Source organism: Prevotella sp. MGM1 (assembly GCF_002933775.1).
In the GTDB taxonomy this organism is placed as follows: domain Bacteria; phylum Bacteroidota; class Bacteroidia; order Bacteroidales; family Bacteroidaceae; genus Prevotella.
Genome location: NZ_BEWV01000178.1, coordinates 1 through 16,732, shown reverse-complemented (window position 1 = coordinate 16,732; position 16,732 = coordinate 1). Strand labels below are relative to the sequence as shown.

General features: G+C 45.7%; 12 protein-coding genes and 4 tRNA genes. 1 reads left to right on the top strand and 15 read right to left on the bottom strand.

Annotated features, from left to right (window positions below):
* The coding region (locus tag MoGM_RS13030) for a hypothetical protein (protein WP_199181774.1) at positions 1-607 on the top strand (607 nt) is incomplete at its 5' end.
* A 141-nt stretch (positions 608-748) separates the two neighbouring features.
* Here MoGM_RS13030 and MoGM_RS06965 read toward each other — a convergent pair.
* The 15 genes from MoGM_RS06965 to MoGM_RS06890 all read right to left on the bottom strand — a co-directional run bounded on the left by MoGM_RS06965 (position 749) and on the right by MoGM_RS06890 (position 16,646).
* Positions 749-1,924 (bottom strand): dienelactone hydrolase family protein, encoded by a 1,176-nt coding sequence (locus MoGM_RS06965; RefSeq protein ID WP_104369385.1) that lies wholly within the window; start codon positions 1,922-1,924, stop codon positions 749-751.
* A 7-nt stretch (positions 1,925-1,931) separates the two neighbouring features.
* Positions 1,932-2,429, bottom strand: a complete 498-nt coding sequence (locus tag MoGM_RS06960) for a GNAT family N-acetyltransferase (protein ID WP_104369384.1) — start codon at positions 2,427-2,429, stop codon at positions 1,932-1,934.
* 1,247 nt (positions 2,430-3,676) lie between these two features.
* Positions 3,677-8,005, bottom strand: coding sequence for a DNA-directed RNA polymerase subunit beta' (gene rpoC / locus MoGM_RS06950; protein ID WP_104369382.1), 4,329 nt, complete (start codon positions 8,003-8,005; stop codon positions 3,677-3,679).
* 40 nt (positions 8,006-8,045) lie between these two features.
* A complete protein-coding gene (gene rpoB / locus MoGM_RS06945) occupies positions 8,046-11,858 on the bottom strand; it encodes a DNA-directed RNA polymerase subunit beta (protein WP_104369381.1) in 3,813 nt (1,270 codons plus the stop codon).
* 124 nt (positions 11,859-11,982) lie between these two features.
* Positions 11,983-12,363 (bottom strand): 50S ribosomal protein L7/L12, encoded by a 381-nt coding sequence (gene rplL, locus MoGM_RS06940; RefSeq protein ID WP_104369380.1) that lies wholly within the window; start codon positions 12,361-12,363, stop codon positions 11,983-11,985.
* 72 nt (positions 12,364-12,435) lie between these two features.
* Positions 12,436-12,954 carry a 50S ribosomal protein L10 gene (gene rplJ / locus MoGM_RS06935; protein WP_104369379.1) on the bottom strand — a complete coding sequence of 173 codons (519 nt, stop codon included), beginning with the start codon at positions 12,952-12,954 and terminating at the stop codon, positions 12,436-12,438.
* Positions 12,955-12,974: 20 nt separating this feature from the next.
* Complete coding sequence (rplA, locus tag MoGM_RS06930) at positions 12,975-13,667, bottom strand: 50S ribosomal protein L1 (RefSeq protein WP_104369378.1); 693 nt, start codon at positions 13,665-13,667, stop codon at positions 12,975-12,977.
* A gap of 17 nt (positions 13,668-13,684) precedes the next feature.
* Positions 13,685-14,125, bottom strand: a complete 441-nt coding sequence (rplK, locus tag MoGM_RS06925; protein WP_104369377.1) for a 50S ribosomal protein L11 — start codon at positions 14,123-14,125, stop codon at positions 13,685-13,687.
* Between the two features lie 97 nt (positions 14,126-14,222).
* On the bottom strand, positions 14,223-14,768 hold the full coding sequence (gene nusG / locus MoGM_RS06920) for a transcription termination/antitermination protein NusG (protein WP_104369376.1): 546 nt from the start codon (positions 14,766-14,768) through the stop codon (positions 14,223-14,225).
* Positions 14,769-14,783: 15 nt separating this feature from the next.
* Positions 14,784-14,975: a preprotein translocase subunit SecE gene (gene secE, locus MoGM_RS06915; RefSeq protein ID WP_104369387.1), complete on the bottom strand. Its 192-nt coding sequence runs from the start codon at positions 14,973-14,975 to the stop codon at positions 14,784-14,786.
* An 18-nt stretch (positions 14,976-14,993) separates the two neighbouring features.
* Positions 14,994-15,066, bottom strand: a tRNA-Trp gene (locus MoGM_RS06910).
* 86 nt (positions 15,067-15,152) lie between these two features.
* Positions 15,153-16,340 carry an elongation factor Tu gene (gene tuf / locus MoGM_RS06905; RefSeq protein ID WP_104369375.1) on the bottom strand — a complete coding sequence of 396 codons (1,188 nt, stop codon included), beginning with the start codon at positions 16,338-16,340 and terminating at the stop codon, positions 15,153-15,155.
* 47 nt (positions 16,341-16,387) lie between these two features.
* A tRNA-Thr gene (locus MoGM_RS06900) sits at positions 16,388-16,459 on the bottom strand.
* Positions 16,460-16,466: 7 nt separating this feature from the next.
* Positions 16,467-16,539, bottom strand: a tRNA-Gly gene (locus MoGM_RS06895).
* A gap of 24 nt (positions 16,540-16,563) precedes the next feature.
* Positions 16,564-16,646: transfer RNA gene (locus tag MoGM_RS06890), tRNA-Tyr, on the bottom strand.
* Between the last annotated feature and the right edge of the window lie 86 nt (positions 16,647-16,732).

The window sequence follows — 16,732 nt, the reverse complement described above, 5'->3', positions numbered from 1 at the left end:
ACTATCCGCAAAGATTAAGGAGCCGACAGTCAAGCTAAGCGAATGTTTTAAGACAATAGAGATTACAATACCTTTTGATGAAGCTGAACAAAGCCGTTATATAGCAATGGACATCGAAGAACGATATGAGTTTTACCTGACAATGCTGGAAAAAGGATATTATCTGGCAAATATCGTGTGTGACGTAAAACCGGAGATACTTATCGGACTTCACCAACGGTTCAGACAGGGTGGATACAGAAACGAGTGGCTGTTCAAGAAAAAGAGGATAAAGGAATATGGAATAAACGTTGTGCTTGACTGCGTGTTCACATCGTTCGAATTCAAACTAATGCTGACAGTTCTCGACTTGAAAAAGAACCCGATAGCAAAAGGATGTATATATCATACGTATCCGGATTATACTTTCTTTTATAAGACAATAAAGCACTTGGTCATAACAGATAAAAAACTGATTATAACGGATTTTCTTGATTATAAGATAATTGAATGTAAACTTGAAGACCTCGCGAAAGGAATAATAAAAGCAAAGTGTGTTAACGAACATACGTCGCATTACATATACAGCGACGAGACAAAGGAAGATTTTGAAAGGCTGAGGTGGTAAGGATATAAATACAATGCCAAAAACAAACATAAGATACATCATGTCGCTCATAGCAGCGATATTCGCCATAAGCGCATGTGGACATATGGAATATATCAATGTGAAATGAGTCATTTCACATTGATATACCTATATTCAAATTCATTTCAAAACCTTTTCAAAGAATTCGAGCACACGCTCTTGGGCTTTCAAGCCGCATGAGTGGGGGATATCCCATATCTCGGTTTCAAGATCGCCAGACGCCCCTTGGCTGTCCCACACGGCGTGCATGGTGTCGAACGCACTCCGCACACCGTCAACAGGGAAGAGATGGTCACGGCTGCCGTTGATGAACAGCATCGGTTTGGGGCAGGCCAAAGAGGCAATGTGAGGATAGTCGAGATACTGCCGCAGGGCGGGAATGCAATTGGCAAAACCGCCGTATTCCCGCTTTTTGTCTTTCACTGACATCTGAACATCGGTGGTCACCATCCAACAGATGGCAGCACCGGCCTTTACCCTGTCGCTGAGGGCTGAGAGCATCCACGCCCGATAGGCTCCCATGGAACATCCGGCGCACCCTATGCGCGAGGCATCGACACAAGGCAGCGTTGACAGGAAATCGGTACCGGCGATATCGTCGTAGGTCATGAACGCACTGAGATCACGGCCGAGCATCATCATGTTGCCGGCGATGATGTCGTACTTGCTACGATCGACCCCTTCCTCACGGCCGCGTTCGCCCCACATCGGGGCATCGGCAGAGAACACCACATAACCGTGACGGGCAAGGAAATCACCGAAATAGCTGCTGTCGTAGAGCCGCTCCACCCAGCGGTCGGCATCGTTTGTGACAACGGTATCTTCATCAAACGGGCGTATCATCTTCTCCTTTCCTATAAAAAGATGCCCCCCGTGGTCGTGCAGCATGTTGACGGCCGGGAACGGTCCTTTGCCGTCGGGCACGAGCAGATAAGCCACTATGCGCGAGTAGGCATTTACGTTGAACTCTACCTTGCGTGCCGTATATCCGTCGCGGCGCTCCTCGGCAATGACTTTCATATCGTAGGCGGCCGCTTTCAGCGGTGGCGCCATCATGCACTCGAAAACTTTTGCACGGGCTTCTTTCTTCCACTTTCCGAAGTTACGGGTGTGGCTGTTGCCCCAGGCCATCGGGTACGTCAGTTCTTTTTTAAGCTGTTCGACATAGCATGGCAGGTCGAACGAGAACTCATACTTGCCGCGCTTCTGCGGCTTACGCGACTTCTGGGCATCCGCGCACACACAGACCGCCAGCAAGAGAGCCGCAAGGGATAGTCTTTTGATTAAATTTGTCATCGGTTATCTATTGTTCGTTTTCTATAAGCAACAGTTCATAGTCGGCCACATCAAGCAGGCTGCCATGTTTAAAACCCACGCTCCGGAACAGAGATACCTGACGAAAACCGAGTCGCTCATGAAAAGCGCGGCTGGCGGTATTGCAAGCCGTGATACATGCTATCAGAGCATGGCAACCGCAAAGACGGCACTCAGCGATGAGCCGTTCCATCAACCGCCGCCCCACCCCACGGCCGCGGCACTGCGGTGACAGGTATACCGTGGTCTCGAACGTATGTGCGTATGCAGCACGCTCTTTCCATGCGTGGGCATAGCAATAGCCTGCTATCACCCCCTCTTCCTCACAGACGAAATAGGGATAGTCGGCCGACAGGCTCCCGATACGCCGCCGCATGGCCTCGACCGTGACCGGCTCCGTCTCGAAAGATACCACCGTGTTCACCACATAATGGTTGTAAATGTCCGCTATCGCCGGCGCATCAGCCGGTGTCACCCGTCTTATCATGAAACAGTTTATACTACGATTGATGGTGCAAAGTTACGATTTATTCATATATCACAAAAATATATCTTTGCCTAACATGCCGTTTTTCATGTAAAAACGACAATAAACGGCCGAAAGGCCCTGAGGCTTCACAAAAAGAACAATTAATTATACTTAACCACGGAAGCCGGGAAGACAAGAATGGAAAGTATGATAATACGAACAGACGCAGTGTAAATAAAATATCACAGATTTAACATTTTTGTTTTACGCGAAATAGAACAATCAGTACGATACACAATGCGATATGTCGCATTGTGCAAAATGATAATCTTGCAGATTTTCTGCAACGGGATACTCATTGGAATGCGTTTAGCAACACTTTGCGATGCGTTTAGCAGCCCGTTGCAATCCATTTAGCGTCCCGTTACAATGCAGCGGGACGCTAAACGGACCACAACGGGTATCCTAATGCAGTGGCCGTTAATGGAAATTAATATCATACCCACGGCAAACCGCAGTACCATATTGACCTACAGCGACTTACGTTAAGAACCGAAATACATGGATATTTCCGGCCGCAGATTTTAAATTTCAGAACAATCGAGTATTCAAGACGTTTTTGTAATAATTATTCCTAATTATCAACACTTCATTTTTCAAGGCAAGAAGACACTTTCAACAAAGATTTATTTTTTTATACAAAAACCGTTTTTAACTGACATAAAAGCGTGAATAACAGGCTTTGAAAACAAAATGAAATGGTACATTGAAACATGCCGCCTCACGCACCATAAACAAGTCATGGCCTTGCACCAATATGCAAGAACCGTCATCACACTACGTATATATATACAACATCAGGAACATAATCGCCGAAAAAAAACGAATATGTATGTAGAAAAAGTTTTATGTACAGCATACATTTGTCATGAAATTCGTTTAACGGACTATACTGTCATCAAACAGAACAATTGACAAAACCATACACCACCCGACGTTCGCCTGAATTTTAGAACATGGATTGAATACCATAAATAAAAAAGAACTGATATATAAATACCCATACAAGAGCAAAAATGGCGGCGGATAATGATAAGGCAACCGGTGAAAGGATAAAAAAGAATTCGACGCGGAGACAACCAAACATCACATTATGGAAGAAACACGAAAATAAAACCGCTGACAAGAAAAAGCCCCCCAAAAAAACAAGGGCAAATCCCATGATGGGATTTGCCCTTGTTTACAGATATAAAATGATTGTTTTTTTATTCCTTTGCGGCTTCCACCGCCTCCTCGGCGAAGTCAAGAACATTCTTGCGGTTGGCCTGAATACGGTCGTACTCCTCCTTCGAACCCACAATAATCTTCTCATACTCGCGCAGACCGGTACCGGCCGGGATAAGGTGACCGCAGATAACGTTCTCTTTCATACCTTCGAGACGGTCCACCTTTCCACGGATAGCGGCCTCGTTGAGCACCTTGGTCGTCTCCTGGAACGAGGCGGCAGACATGAAACTCTTTGTCTGAAGAGCGGCACGGGTGATACCTTGAAGTATCTGCGTAGACGTTGCGGGCACCGCGTCGCGCACCTGAACGACACGAAGGTCACGGCGTTTGAGCGACGAGTTCTCGTCGCGGAGCTTACGTGCAGTGACGATCTGGCCTGCCTTCATGTTCTCGCTGTCACCGGCATCGGTCACCACTTTCTTGCCCCAGATACGGTCGTTCTCCTCGGCAAAGTCGAGCTTGTCGACGATTTCGAGTTCGAGGAACGATGTATCGCCCGGATCGTTAATCTGTACCTTGCGCATCATCTGACGCACAATTATCTCGAAGTGCTTATCGTTAATCTTCACACCCTGCAAGCGGTAAACGTCCTGCACCTCATTTACGATGTACTCCTGAACGGCTGTCGGACCCTTGATGGCAAGGATGTCGGCCGGAGTGATTACGCCGTCGGAAAGCGGAGTTCCCGCACGCACGGCATCGTGCTCCTGTACAAGTATCTGCTTAGACAACGACACGAGGTACTTGCGCTGCTCACCGGTCTTTGACGTAACGATAATCTCACGGTTACCACGCTTGACTTTGCCCATGGTGACCTCACCGTCGATTTCTGAAACGACAGCTGGATTGGACGGATTACGAGCCTCGAACAGCTCTGTGACACGGGGAAGACCTCCGGTGATGTCACCGGCCTTTCCTACGGCACGTGGTATCTTTACGAGAGTCTCACCGGTCTTGACTGTCTGACCGTCTTCCACCACCACGTGGCCACCCACGGGGAAGTTATATGTACCGACCTTTTTGCCATTGGCATCAATAATGTCACAGGTAGGTACTTTCGACTTATCCTTTGATTCGGTGATAATCTTCTCGGTCAAACCTGTGGTTTCGTCGGTTTCCGAACGGAATGTCACACCCTCGATAACGTCATTGAACTTCAATGTCCCGGAGTACTCGGTAACGATAACGGCATTGAACGGGTCCCACTGGGCTATCTTGTCGCCCTTGGCAACCACGTCACCGGTCTTGTAATATAGCGAAGAACCATAAGGTACGTTCATCGTCGACAATACGATATTGGTATTTGCGTCCACAAAACGAACCTCACCAAGACGGCTGACAACCATCTCGCACTTGCGGCCTTCTTCTTCAAAAGGCACCGTGCGCAATTCTTCAAACTCTATCCGGCTGTCGTTCTTTGCCACGATAGACGCATTGGCGGCAGCATTGGCAGCCACACCACCGGCGTGGAAAGTACGAAGAGTAAGCTGTGTACCCGGCTCACCGATGGCCTGAGCGGCTATGACACCGACAGCCTCACCTTTCTGAACCATACGGCGGGTAGCAAGGTTACGTCCGTAACACTTCATGCAGACTCCATGCTTGCTCTCACATGTAAGCACGGAACGGATCTCAACACTCTCGATGGGAGAGTCTTCGATTATCTGAGCTGCGGCCTCGTTTATCTCTTCGCCTGCCGACAATATTGTTTCACCCGTATTAGGATGGATAATGTCATGCACTGTAACACGGCCGAGAATACGCTCATAAAGAGTTGATATTACCTCATCACCGTTTTTCAACGCCGTGCAGACAAGTCCGCGAAGTGTTCCACAATCCTCCTCATTGATGATGACATCATGAGAGACATCCACAAGACGACGTGTCAGGTATCCGGCATCGGCTGTCTTCATGGCCGTATCGGCAAGACCCTTACGAGCACCGTGTGTAGAGATGAAGTATTCAAGCACCGACATTCCCTCCTTAAAGTTAGAAAGAATAGGATTTTCGATAATCTGCGCACCCTCGGCTCCTGCCTTTTGTGGTTTTGCCATAAGTCCGCGCATACCCGACAACTGGCGAATCTGGTCTTTTGAACCACGGGCACCCGAGTCAAGCATCATGAATACGGCGTTAAATCCTTGATCGGCCTCGGTCATCTCTTTCATCAAGACATTTCCAAGGTCGTTATTGATATGAGTCCACGTGTCGATAACCTGATTATAACGCTCGGTATCGGTAATGAATCCCATATTATAGTTTTCAGTAATCTGACGGATTTCCTCGTTTCCTCTTTCTACAAGCGCCACCTTTTCTTCCGGTATGATTATATCGTCGAGGTTGAAAGATAGTCCGGCGAGATATGCCATCCGGTAACCAAGGTTCTTTATACCGTCAAGGAACTCGCACGCCTCGGCAAAACCGACGGACTTAATAACGTCAGCGATAATGTCGCGAAGACTCTTCTTGGATATGACCTTATTGACAAATCCGACTTCCTCCGGGATAATTCCATTTACAATCACACGGCCGACAGATGTCTCTACCATCTTGTCCACAAGGCTACCACTCTCGTCAAGGTCCTTGACGATGACACGAACCTGGGCATGCAAATCGCAACGACCCTCATTATGAGCGATTATCGCCTCCTCTGGACCATAGAACGTAAGTCCCTCTCCCTTTGCGCCCGGACGGATTTTGGTGATATAATAAAGACCAAGCACCATGTCCTGAGAAGGCACTGTGATAGGAGCTCCGTTAGCCGGGTTAAGGATATTATGGCTCTGAAGCATCAATATCTGGGCTTCGAGAACAGCCTCGTTGCTCAATGGGAGGTGGACAGCCATCTGGTCTCCGTCGAAATCGGCATTGAACGCCGTACATGCCAACGGGTGCAACTGAATAGCCTTACCTTCGATAAGTTTCGGCTGGAAAGCCTGAATACCGAGACGGTGAAGTGTCGGGGCACGGTTAAGGAGTACGGGATGACCTTTCATCACGTTTTCAAGAATATCCCAAATAACCGGCTCACGGCGATCCACGATTTTCTTTGCGCTCTTTACAGTCTTTACAATTCCACGTTCGATGAGTTTACGGATAATGAATGGTTTATAGAGTTCGGCTGCCATCAATTTCGGCAAACCGCACTCACCCATTTTCAATTCAGGGCCTACAACGATAACCGAACGAGCGGAATAGTCTACACGCTTACCAAGAAGATTTTGACGGAAACGACCCTGCTTACCTTTCAATGAGTCTGAAAGTGATTTCAGCGGTCGGTTGCTGTCGCTCTTCACCGCACTGCTCTTACGGGAGTTGTCGAACAAACTGTCGACAGCTTCCTGCAACATACGTTTTTCGTTTCGGAGAATGACCTCGGGAGCCTTTATCTCAACAAGTCTCTTCAAACGATTGTTACGTATGATAACACGGCGATAAAGGTCGTTAAGGTCTGTAGTGGCGAAACGTCCGCCATCCAGTGGTACCAAAGGACGGAGTTCTGGCGGGATAACCGGAATTATTTTCATAATCATCCATTCGGGATGATTTACCTCTTTACTCGTACGGAACGCCTCTACAACCTGCAAACGCTTCAGGGCTTCATTCTTACGTTGAACGGAAGTGTCGCTATTGGCACGGTCACGAAGTTCATACGACAATGAGTCCAGATCTATTCTGAGCAAAAGGTCGTAAATAGCTTCCGCACCCATCTTTGCTATAAACTTATTCGGGTCATTATCATCAAGATAAGCATTCTCAAGAGGAAGCTGGTTATCCAATATGTTATTATATTCATCCTCTGAAAGAAGGTCGAACATATTTGAACCCGGCATATCATTGCCTTCCGCGTCTTTCTTGCCGGCCATCAAACCGGGCTGTATGACAACATAACGTTCATAATAAATAATGGCATCGAGTTTCTTCGTTGGTAAACCGAGCAAATAACCTATCTTGTTAGGTAAAGAACGGAAATACCAAATATGAGCTACCGGAACAACTAATTCGATATGACCGGTACGCTCTCTACGAACTTTCTTTTCTGTAACCTCAACACCACATCTGTCACAAACGATGCCCTTGTAGCGGATACGTTTATATTTACCGCAAGCACACTCGTAATCCTTTGTCGGACCAAAAATACGCTCACAAAACAAGCCGTCACGCTCAGGCTTGTATGTACGGTAATTGATTGTTTCCGGTTTGGTCACCTCACCAAAAGAACTTTCCAAAATCTCTTCAGGAGACGCAAGTCCTATGGTAATCTTGGTGAAATTACTCTTTATCTTTGAATCTTTTTTGAAAGCCATATTTTCTTTATTCTATATTATTTATGTAAAGAGTTTCTGATTAATCGAGAGTTACACTCAAACCGAGACCCTTCAACTCATGTAAAAGTACATTGAGTGACTCCGGAATACCGGGGGTCGGCATGGATTCTCCTTTGACAATTGCTTCATAAGCCCTGCTACGACCCACAACATCATCAGATTTGACTGTAAGTATCTCTTGAAGGACATGACTTGCGCCAAATGCCTCAAGTGCCCAAACCTCCATCTCTCCGAAACGCTGTCCACCGAATTGCGCCTTACCACCAAGCGGCTGCTGTGTAATAAGTGAGTAAGGACCGATGGAACGGGCATGCATCTTGTCTTCAACCATGTGGCCAAGCTTCAGGAAGTAAGTGATTCCCACTGTCGCCGGCTGGTCAAAACGCTCTCCTGTCTCACCATCATAAAGATGGGTTGAACACAAATGAGGAAGCCCAGCCTTGTCTGTCCACTCTGCAAGATCTTCAAGTTTTGCGCCATCAAAAATAGGAGTAGCAAACTTAACTCCGAGTTTTTTACCGGCAGCACCAAGAATGGCTTCAAATATCTGGCCAAGGTTCATACGAGATGGCACACCCAGCGGGTTCAAGACCAAATCCACAGGACGACCATCCTCAAGGAAAGGCATATCTTCCTGACGAACAACTTTTGATACAATACCTTTATTTCCATGACGACCGGCAAGCTTGTCACCCACACCAATCTTACGCTTCTTGGCTACATAAACCTTAGCCATCTGCAAAATACCGGATGGCAACTCGTCACCGATTGTTATAGCAAACTTCTTGCGCTTCATCTCAGCATCAAGGAGTTTGTATTTCTTCATGTAATTTATAATCAACTTGGCAATAAGCTCGTTATTATGCTCGTCATCAGTCCAATTACTGATCTGAATATCTCCATATTCAAGATTTTTCAAATTGGTCATCGTAAACTTACTACCTTTTGTTATAATCTCCGCTCCGGTATAGTCCTTCACTCCTTGTGACACCTTATTATCTGTCAAGGCAAGCAGTTTATCAACCAGAATATCTTTCAAGTCTTCTACCTTTGCCTCATATTCCTCGTCTATTTTGGCAAGAACTGCCTTATCCTGTTGCTTGGTCTGACGATTTTTTATCGCACGGGCAAACAATTTCTTATCAATGACAACACCAGTCAAAGATGGATTTGCTTTGAGCGAAGAATCCTTTACGTCACCGGCTTTATCACCGAATATGGCACGAAGTAATTTCTCTTCTGGCGAAGGATCGCTTTCTCCCTTCGGAGATATCTTACCGATAAGTATATCGCCCGGCTCAACACGTGCACCAACACGGATAATACCGTTATCATCCAAATCCTTCGTAGCCTCTTCGCTAACGTTCGGTATATCGCTGGTAAACTCTTCTACACCGCGTTTGGTCTCACGAACATCAAGAGAATACTCGTCTACATGAACCGAAGTCAATACGTCTTCACGTACAATTCGTTCATTAAGAACAATCGCATCCTCATAGTTATATCCTTTCCAAGGCATATAAGCAACAAGAAGATTACGTCCGAGGGCAAGCTCACCGTTTTCGGTTGCATATCCTTCTGTAAGGATATCGCCTTTTTTCACGCGCTGTCCCTTGTTACATATAGGCCTAAGGTCTATTGTCATATTTTGGTTCGTACGACGGAATTTTGATATTCTGTATTCTTTCAGAGCCGGCTCAAAACTTACAAACTCTTCATCTTCCGTACGATCATAGAGAATACGTATTGTCGTTGCGTCTACATACTCCACGACTCCCTCACCTTCCGCCGTAACCATAGTACGAGAATTCTCACAAACCTGCTTCTCTATACCGGTTCCGACTATAGGCGCTTCATTGTGAAGCAATGGTACAGCCTGGCGCATCATGTTGGATCCCATCAAAGCGCGGTGAGCGTCATCATGCTCCAAGAAAGGAATGAGAGATGCCGCAATCGAAGCAATCTGCTGTGGAGATACGTCCATAAGATCCACCTGCGATGGCGGAACAACCGGAAAATCGGCATCCTGACGGCATTTTACCACATCACGGATAAATGTTCCATCATCATTGAGCGGTGCATTTCCCTGACCTATTATATGGTCTTCCTCTTCTTCTGCCGTGAGGTATACTATATCATCATTATTGAGATCCGCAACCCCATTGTCAATCTTTCTATATGGTGTTTCTATGAAACCAAGTTCATTAATCTTAGCATACACACAGAGAGAAGAGATTAGTCCAATATTAGGACCTTCCGGACTCTCGATAGGACATAAACGACCATAGTGTGTATAATGAACGTCACGCACCTCAAATCCCGCACGTTCACGAGAAAGACCACCGGGACCCAAAGCAGACAAACGGCGTTTATGAGTAACTTCTGCCAACGGGTTCGTCTGATCCATAAATTGTGACAGTGGGTTCGTTCCGAAGAATGAATTTATAACACTTGAAACAGTCTTGGCATTTATTAAGTCGGTAGGAGTGAACACTTCATTATCACGCACGTTCATTCGCTCGCGAATCGTACGACTCATACGGGCAAGACCTATGGAGAACTGATTGCTCAACTGCTCACCAACCGTACGGACACGGCGGTTTGACAAATGGTCGATATCATCCACCGTAGCCTTTGAGTTTATCAATTGTATAAGATACTTGATAATCTCGATTATGTCTTCTTTCGTAAGGACGCGAATATCCATCTCGGTATTGAGCCCCAACTTCTTATTTATACGGTAACGGCCAACATCGCCAAGATCATAACGCTTGTCAGAGAAGAACAAATTCTGTATGACTTCACGTGCACTTGCGTCATCTGCCGGATCTGCATTACGCAACTGACGATAAATATATAAAACGGCTTCCTTCTCAGAGTTACTCGGGTCTTTCTGCAATGTGTTAAATATAATGGAGTAGTCTTGTGCCACCGTCTCATCCTTATGAACCAATATGGTCTGAGCACCGCTTTCCAAAATCTCATCCATGTTATCCTCGGTAATCTCTGTCTCACGCTCCATGATGACCTCATTACGTTCGATAGAAACGACCTCACCTGTATCCTCATCAACAAAGTCTTCGTTCCAGCTCTTAAGGACACGTGCAGCCAATTTACTTCCGATATACTTCTTCATATTGGCTTTATTGACTTTTACTTCATCAGCCAAATCAAAGATACGGAGAATATCTTTATCTGCTTCAAAACCTATGGCACGAAGAAGGGTCGTAACCGGCAACTTCTTCTTTCTGTCGATGTAAGCATACATCACGTTGTTAATATCTGTGGCAAATTCTATCCAAGAACCCTTGAAAGGAATAATACGCGCAGAATACAACAAAGAACCATTGGCATGCACACTCTGACCGAAAAACACACCCGGCGAGCGATGCAACTGTGAAACAACAACTCTCTCTGCCCCATTAATAACAAACGTACCGTTTGCCGTCATATAAGGGATTGGGCCGAGAAATACATCTTGGATGACAGTACCGAAATCCTCATGATCCGGATCCGTACAATATAGTTTTAACTTAGCCTTCAAAGGTACGCTATATGTAAGACCACGCTCCAAACACTCATCAATTGTATAACGAGGCGGGTCAATATAGTAATCCAAGAACTCAAGAACGAAATTATTTCTCGTATCAGTGATAGGGAAGTTCTCTGAGAACACCTTATACAAACCGTCATTCTTGCGTTCTTCAGGCGGAGTGTCTAATTGCAGGAAGTCCTTGAAAGACTTTAATTGTACATCGAGAAAATCCGGAAACGGCATCGGATTCTTGACGCTGCCAAAATTTACTCTGTTGTCTATTAATTTTGAAGCCATAAAATGAATTTATCTTAATGGACCTATTGTCCCGTTTTTGTCTTATTATTATGTAAAAGACACAAAAAGGTTAAGAATCTCCTACTGAGAGATTCTTAACCATTAACTATTGTTGTGCACTATATTACTTGAGCTCAACTACGGCACCTGAAGCCTCGATTGTCTTCTTCAGGTTCTCAGCCTCGTCCTTAGACATGCCTTCTTTCAATGTAGAAGGAGCACCGTCCACGAGATCCTTAGCCTCTTTCAGACCAAGACCGCAAGCTTCCTTAACAGCCTTTACAACCTGCAATTTAGCAGAACCGGCTTCTTTCAGAACTACATCAAAAGAAGTCTTCTCCTCAGCTGCGGCAGCAGCGCCACCAGCAGCAGGACCGGCAGCAACAGCAACAGCTGCAGCGGCGGGCTCAATTCCATACTCGTCCTTCAGGACTGTTGCCAACTCGTTTACTTCCTTAACTGTAAGATTTACTAACTCTTCAGCAATAGCTTTAATATCTGCCATTTTATTCTAAATTTTAATGTTTTTTAATGTTGAATTATTTGACTTTTAAACTTTAATGCCTAAGGCCAAGTTTTATTCAGGACGCTCGCCTAAAGTCTTCAGCACACCATGAATGGTGTTTGCTCCTGACTGGAGAGCAGAAACAACGTTCTTTGCCGGAGATTGCAGCAATGCCACAACGTCTGCAATAAGTTCGTTCTTGCTCTTTAGAGAAGCTAATTCCTCAAGTTTATCGGCACCTACGAACAAACTCTCTTCCGCATAAGCAGCTTTAAGCGCAGGTATACCCTCCTTTGTATATTCCTTGAGCAATTTAGCTGGTACATTTGCCGTATTTGTGAACATTACGGCCGTATTTCCTTTCAAACAACCGTAAAACGGTTCGAAATCAACATCAGCTGCCATGAAAGCTCTATGAAGAAGAGTATTCTTCACGACAATCATCTTGATATCGCTCTTGAAACACTTACGGCGAAGATCGCTTGTTTTCTCTGCATTCAATCCGGATATGTCAACCAAATAGAAATGCGGATACTCTTTCAACTTCTCTCCAAGTTCTACAATTATAGTATCTTTTAATTCCTTTTTCATTTTACTAAACTTTTAACGAGTTATTCAACTGATTTAGGATCTACTTTTACACCCTTACTCATGGTGCTTGAGATAAAGATACTCTTAATATATGTACCTTTAGCAGCAGCGGGTTTTAATTTGATAATGGTCTGGATGAATTCCTTCGCGTTATCATAGATTTTATCAGCGGTAAAAGAAACCTTGCCGATTGACGTATGCACAATACCGGCCTTATCAACCTTAAAGTCTATCTTACCTTGCTTAACTTCCTTAACTGCCTTAGCAACGTCCATTGTCACAGTACCACTCTTTGGGTTAGGCATCAATCCGCGAGGACCGAGAACACGACCCAGCGCACCAATCTTACCCATACATGACGGCATTGTTATGATAACATCAACATCAGTCCAACCACCTTTAATCTTTTCGATATACTCGTCAAGACCAACGTAGTCTGCACCTGCTTCCTTAGCAGCAGCTTCAGCGTCCGGTGTACAGAGGCAGAGCACACGGGTAACCTTACCTGTTCCGTGGGGCAATGAAACCACGCCACGAACCATTTGGTTTGCCTTACGCGGATCTACACCCAAGCGTACGTCAATATCAAGCGATGCATCAAACTTGGTGGTAGTTATTTCTTTCACCAACTCTGCTGCCTCTTTCAAAGAGTATGCTTTCCCTGCTTCAACCTTATCAGCTACTAACTTTTGATTTTTTGTCAGTTTACTCATTTTCTTGAAGTTATTAATTATTTACCAGGGAACTCCCCTTGTACAGTGATACCCATACTTCTTGCTGTTCCGGCAATCAGCTTCATAGCTGCTTCCACAGTGAAGCAATTCAAGTCGCTCATTTTATCCTCTGCAATAGCTTTCACCTGCTCCCAAGTCACAGTTGCGACTTTTTTACGGTTAGGCTGCGCAGAACCGCTCTTAACCTTGGCTACCTCTTTGAGCTGTACAGCTGCAGGAGGAGTCTTGATTATAAAGCTGAATGACTTGTCAGTGTAGTAAGTGATAACAACAGGAAGAATCTTACCTGCCTTATCCTGGGTTCTGGCGTTGAACTCTTTGCAGAATCCCATAATATTAATACCCTTAGAACCCAATGCAGGTCCTACTGGAGGTGAAGGATTCGCAGCGCCACCTTTAATCTGTAATTTGATTAATCCAGCAACTTCTTTAGCCATTTCTTTATTAATAATTAATTTGATTATAGATGCGTCACAGACTTACATCTGTTCTGCTATATACGAAAGAATCAGGCACACCGTAACAATTTGTACCTTACTCTTTCTCTACTTGCATAAAACTTAATTCCAACGGAGTCTTACGTCCGAAAATCTTGACCATAACTTTCAACTTTCGCTTCTCGGCATTTACTTCTTCGATAATACCGCTAAATCCGCTGAAAGGTCCTTCCGTCACCTTCACTGTCTCATCAACACTATAAGGAATGTTCAAATCCACACTCTCTATATTTGTCTCTTCGGCAGTGCCAAGGATACGGTTCACATCAGTCTGTCTTAAAGGGGTTGGATTATCCAAACCACCCAAGAAGCCCAAAACATTCGGCATGAAGCGCAACGTATGCGCGACTTCGCCTTGAAGGTTTGCCTCTATAAGCACATAACCGGGAAGAAATAATTTCTCCTTGATAACGCGCTTGCCGTTACGAAGCATGGCATACTTTTCCATAGGCAGGAGAACCTGACTCACATTGGCAGCCAATACATCGTCGTGTTTGATTGCAGCCTCAAGATATTCCTTGACTTTTGCTTCCTTTCCACTAACGGCACGAAGAACATACCATTTCATTCCTGTTTCAGACATCTCAAATAGTAATGATTAATTAGGATAAACAGAACTCATGACAAACTTGAAAACCAAATCCATTGCCCAAACCACCAATGCGATAACCAAGGAAGCTGATAATACGATCACCGCACTATGTGTGAGTTGAGGCCACGTCGGCCAAGTAGTCTTATGCGCAAGTTCGTCGTAACAAGCCTTGCAATAATTTACAAATCTTTTAAACATGACGTTCTTTCTTTTTAGCACGGGATGAGAGGCTCGAACTCCCGACACCTGGTTTTGGAGACCAGTGCTCTACCAACTGAGCTAATCCCGTAAAATAGATTCCCGCCGTAAAAGAACGGGAATCTTTTTGATATTTCTCCATCGGCACCACACGGATGCCGATTTTAAGGATGCCGATTAATCGTCGATAATCTCTGTAATCTGACCTGCACCTACCGTACGGCCACCTTCGCGGATAGCGAAACGAAGACCAACGTTCAGGGCAACAGCGTAGATAAGCTCAACAGTGATAGTTACGTTGTCACCGGGCATTACCATCTCTACGCCTTCCGGCAGAGTGATTTCACCTGTACAGTCCATTGTACGGAGGTAGAACTGAGGACGATACTTGTTTCCGAACGGAGTGTGACGTCCACCCTCTTCCTTCTTCAATACATAGATCTGAGCCTTGAACTTCTTGAACGGCTTAATCTGACCCGGGTGGCAAAGTACCATACCGCGCTTGATTTCTGCCTTGTCGATACCGCGGAGCAACAGACCTACGTTGTCACCGGCCTGACCCTCGTCAAGGAGCTTGCGGAACATCTCAACGCCTGTTACGACAGACTTCTTGTCCTCACCGAGACCGAGCAACTCAACCTCATCACCTACGTGGATAACACCAGTCTCGATACGACCTGTGGCAACAGTACCACGACCGGTAATTGAGAATACGTCCTCAACAGGCATCAAGAAAGGCTTATCTGTATCACGCGGAGGCAGCGGAATCCACTCGTCCACCTGTGCCATAAGCTCCATTACCTTCTCTTCCCACTTAGCGACACCGTTCAGTGCACCAAGGGCAGAACCGCGGATGATAGGAGTGTTGTCGCCATCATACTCGTACTGGTCGAGAAGCTCGCGCATTTCCATTTCCACGAGTTCGAGCATTTCCTCGTCCTCAACCATATCGCACTTGTTCAGGAACACAACCAAGCGGGGAACGTTCACCTGACGAGCGAGCAGCACGTGCTCACGTGTCTGGGGCATAGGACCGTCAGTAGCGGCAACCACGATAATCGCACCGTCCATCTGAGCGGCACCTGTTACCATGTTCTTCACATAGTCAGCGTGACCCGGGCAGTCTACGTGAGCATAGTGACGGTTAGCTGTCTCATACTCAACGTGAGAAGTGTTGATGGTGATACCACGCTCTTTTTCCTCAGGAGCATTGTCAATCTGATCAAAAGACTTAATCTCTGAAAGACCGGCCTTAGCCAAAACGGTTGTGATGGCAGCCGTCAGAGTGGTCTTACCATGGTCAACGTGACCGATAGTTCCAATGTTTACGTGCGGTTTGGTACGCACAAAACTTTCTTTAGCCATAGCTTATTGTTTTAATTTTAATGAATAATCTTGATTTATTGTTTTAGAGCTGTAACTGAGAGTTGAACTCAGGACCTCTTCCTTACCAAGGAAGTGCTCTACCACTGAGCTATTACAGCGACAAAGAGCGGAAAACGGGGCTCAAACCCGCGACCCCCAGCTTGGAAGGCTAGTGCTCTATCAACTGAGCTATTTCCGCAAAACTTCCTTTTCAGAAAGAGAGTGGGTGGTGATGGATTCGAACCACCGAAGTCGAAAGACAGCAGATTTACAGTCTGCCCCATTTGGCCACTCTGGTAACCACCCTTAAAATGTTTTCTCCCTTGCCTCTGCTTCTGAGCCTCTTGTCGGATTCGAACCAACGACCCCGAGATTACAAATCACGTGCTCTG

Coding starts and splice junctions, on each gene's coding strand:
- rpoB (WP_104369381.1), bottom strand. CDS start 11,858: ATGGCTTCAAAATTAATAGACAACAGAGTAAATTTTGGCAGCGTCAAG.
- MoGM_RS06960 (WP_104369384.1), bottom strand. CDS start 2,429: ATGATAAGACGGGTGACACCGGCTGATGCGCCGGCGATAGCGGACATT.
- tuf (WP_104369375.1), bottom strand. CDS start 16,340: ATGGCTAAAGAAAGTTTTGTGCGTACCAAACCGCACGTAAACATTGGA.
- nusG (WP_104369376.1), bottom strand. CDS start 14,768: ATGTCTGAAACAGGAATGAAATGGTATGTTCTTCGTGCCGTTAGTGGA.
- rplA (WP_104369378.1), bottom strand. CDS start 13,667: ATGAGTAAACTGACAAAAAATCAAAAGTTAGTAGCTGATAAGGTTGAA.
- rplJ (WP_104369379.1), bottom strand. CDS start 12,954: ATGAAAAAGGAATTAAAAGATACTATAATTGTAGAACTTGGAGAGAAG.
- rplK (WP_104369377.1), bottom strand. CDS start 14,125: ATGGCTAAAGAAGTTGCTGGATTAATCAAATTACAGATTAAAGGTGGC.
- rplL (WP_104369380.1), bottom strand. CDS start 12,363: ATGGCAGATATTAAAGCTATTGCTGAAGAGTTAGTAAATCTTACAGTT.
- MoGM_RS06965 (WP_104369385.1), bottom strand. CDS start 1,924: ATGACAAATTTAATCAAAAGACTATCCCTTGCGGCTCTCTTGCTGGCG.
- secE (WP_104369387.1), bottom strand. CDS start 14,975: ATGTTTAAAAGATTTGTAAATTATTGCAAGGCTTGTTACGACGAACTT.
- rpoC (WP_104369382.1), bottom strand. CDS start 8,005: ATGGCTTTCAAAAAAGATTCAAAGATAAAGAGTAATTTCACCAAGATT.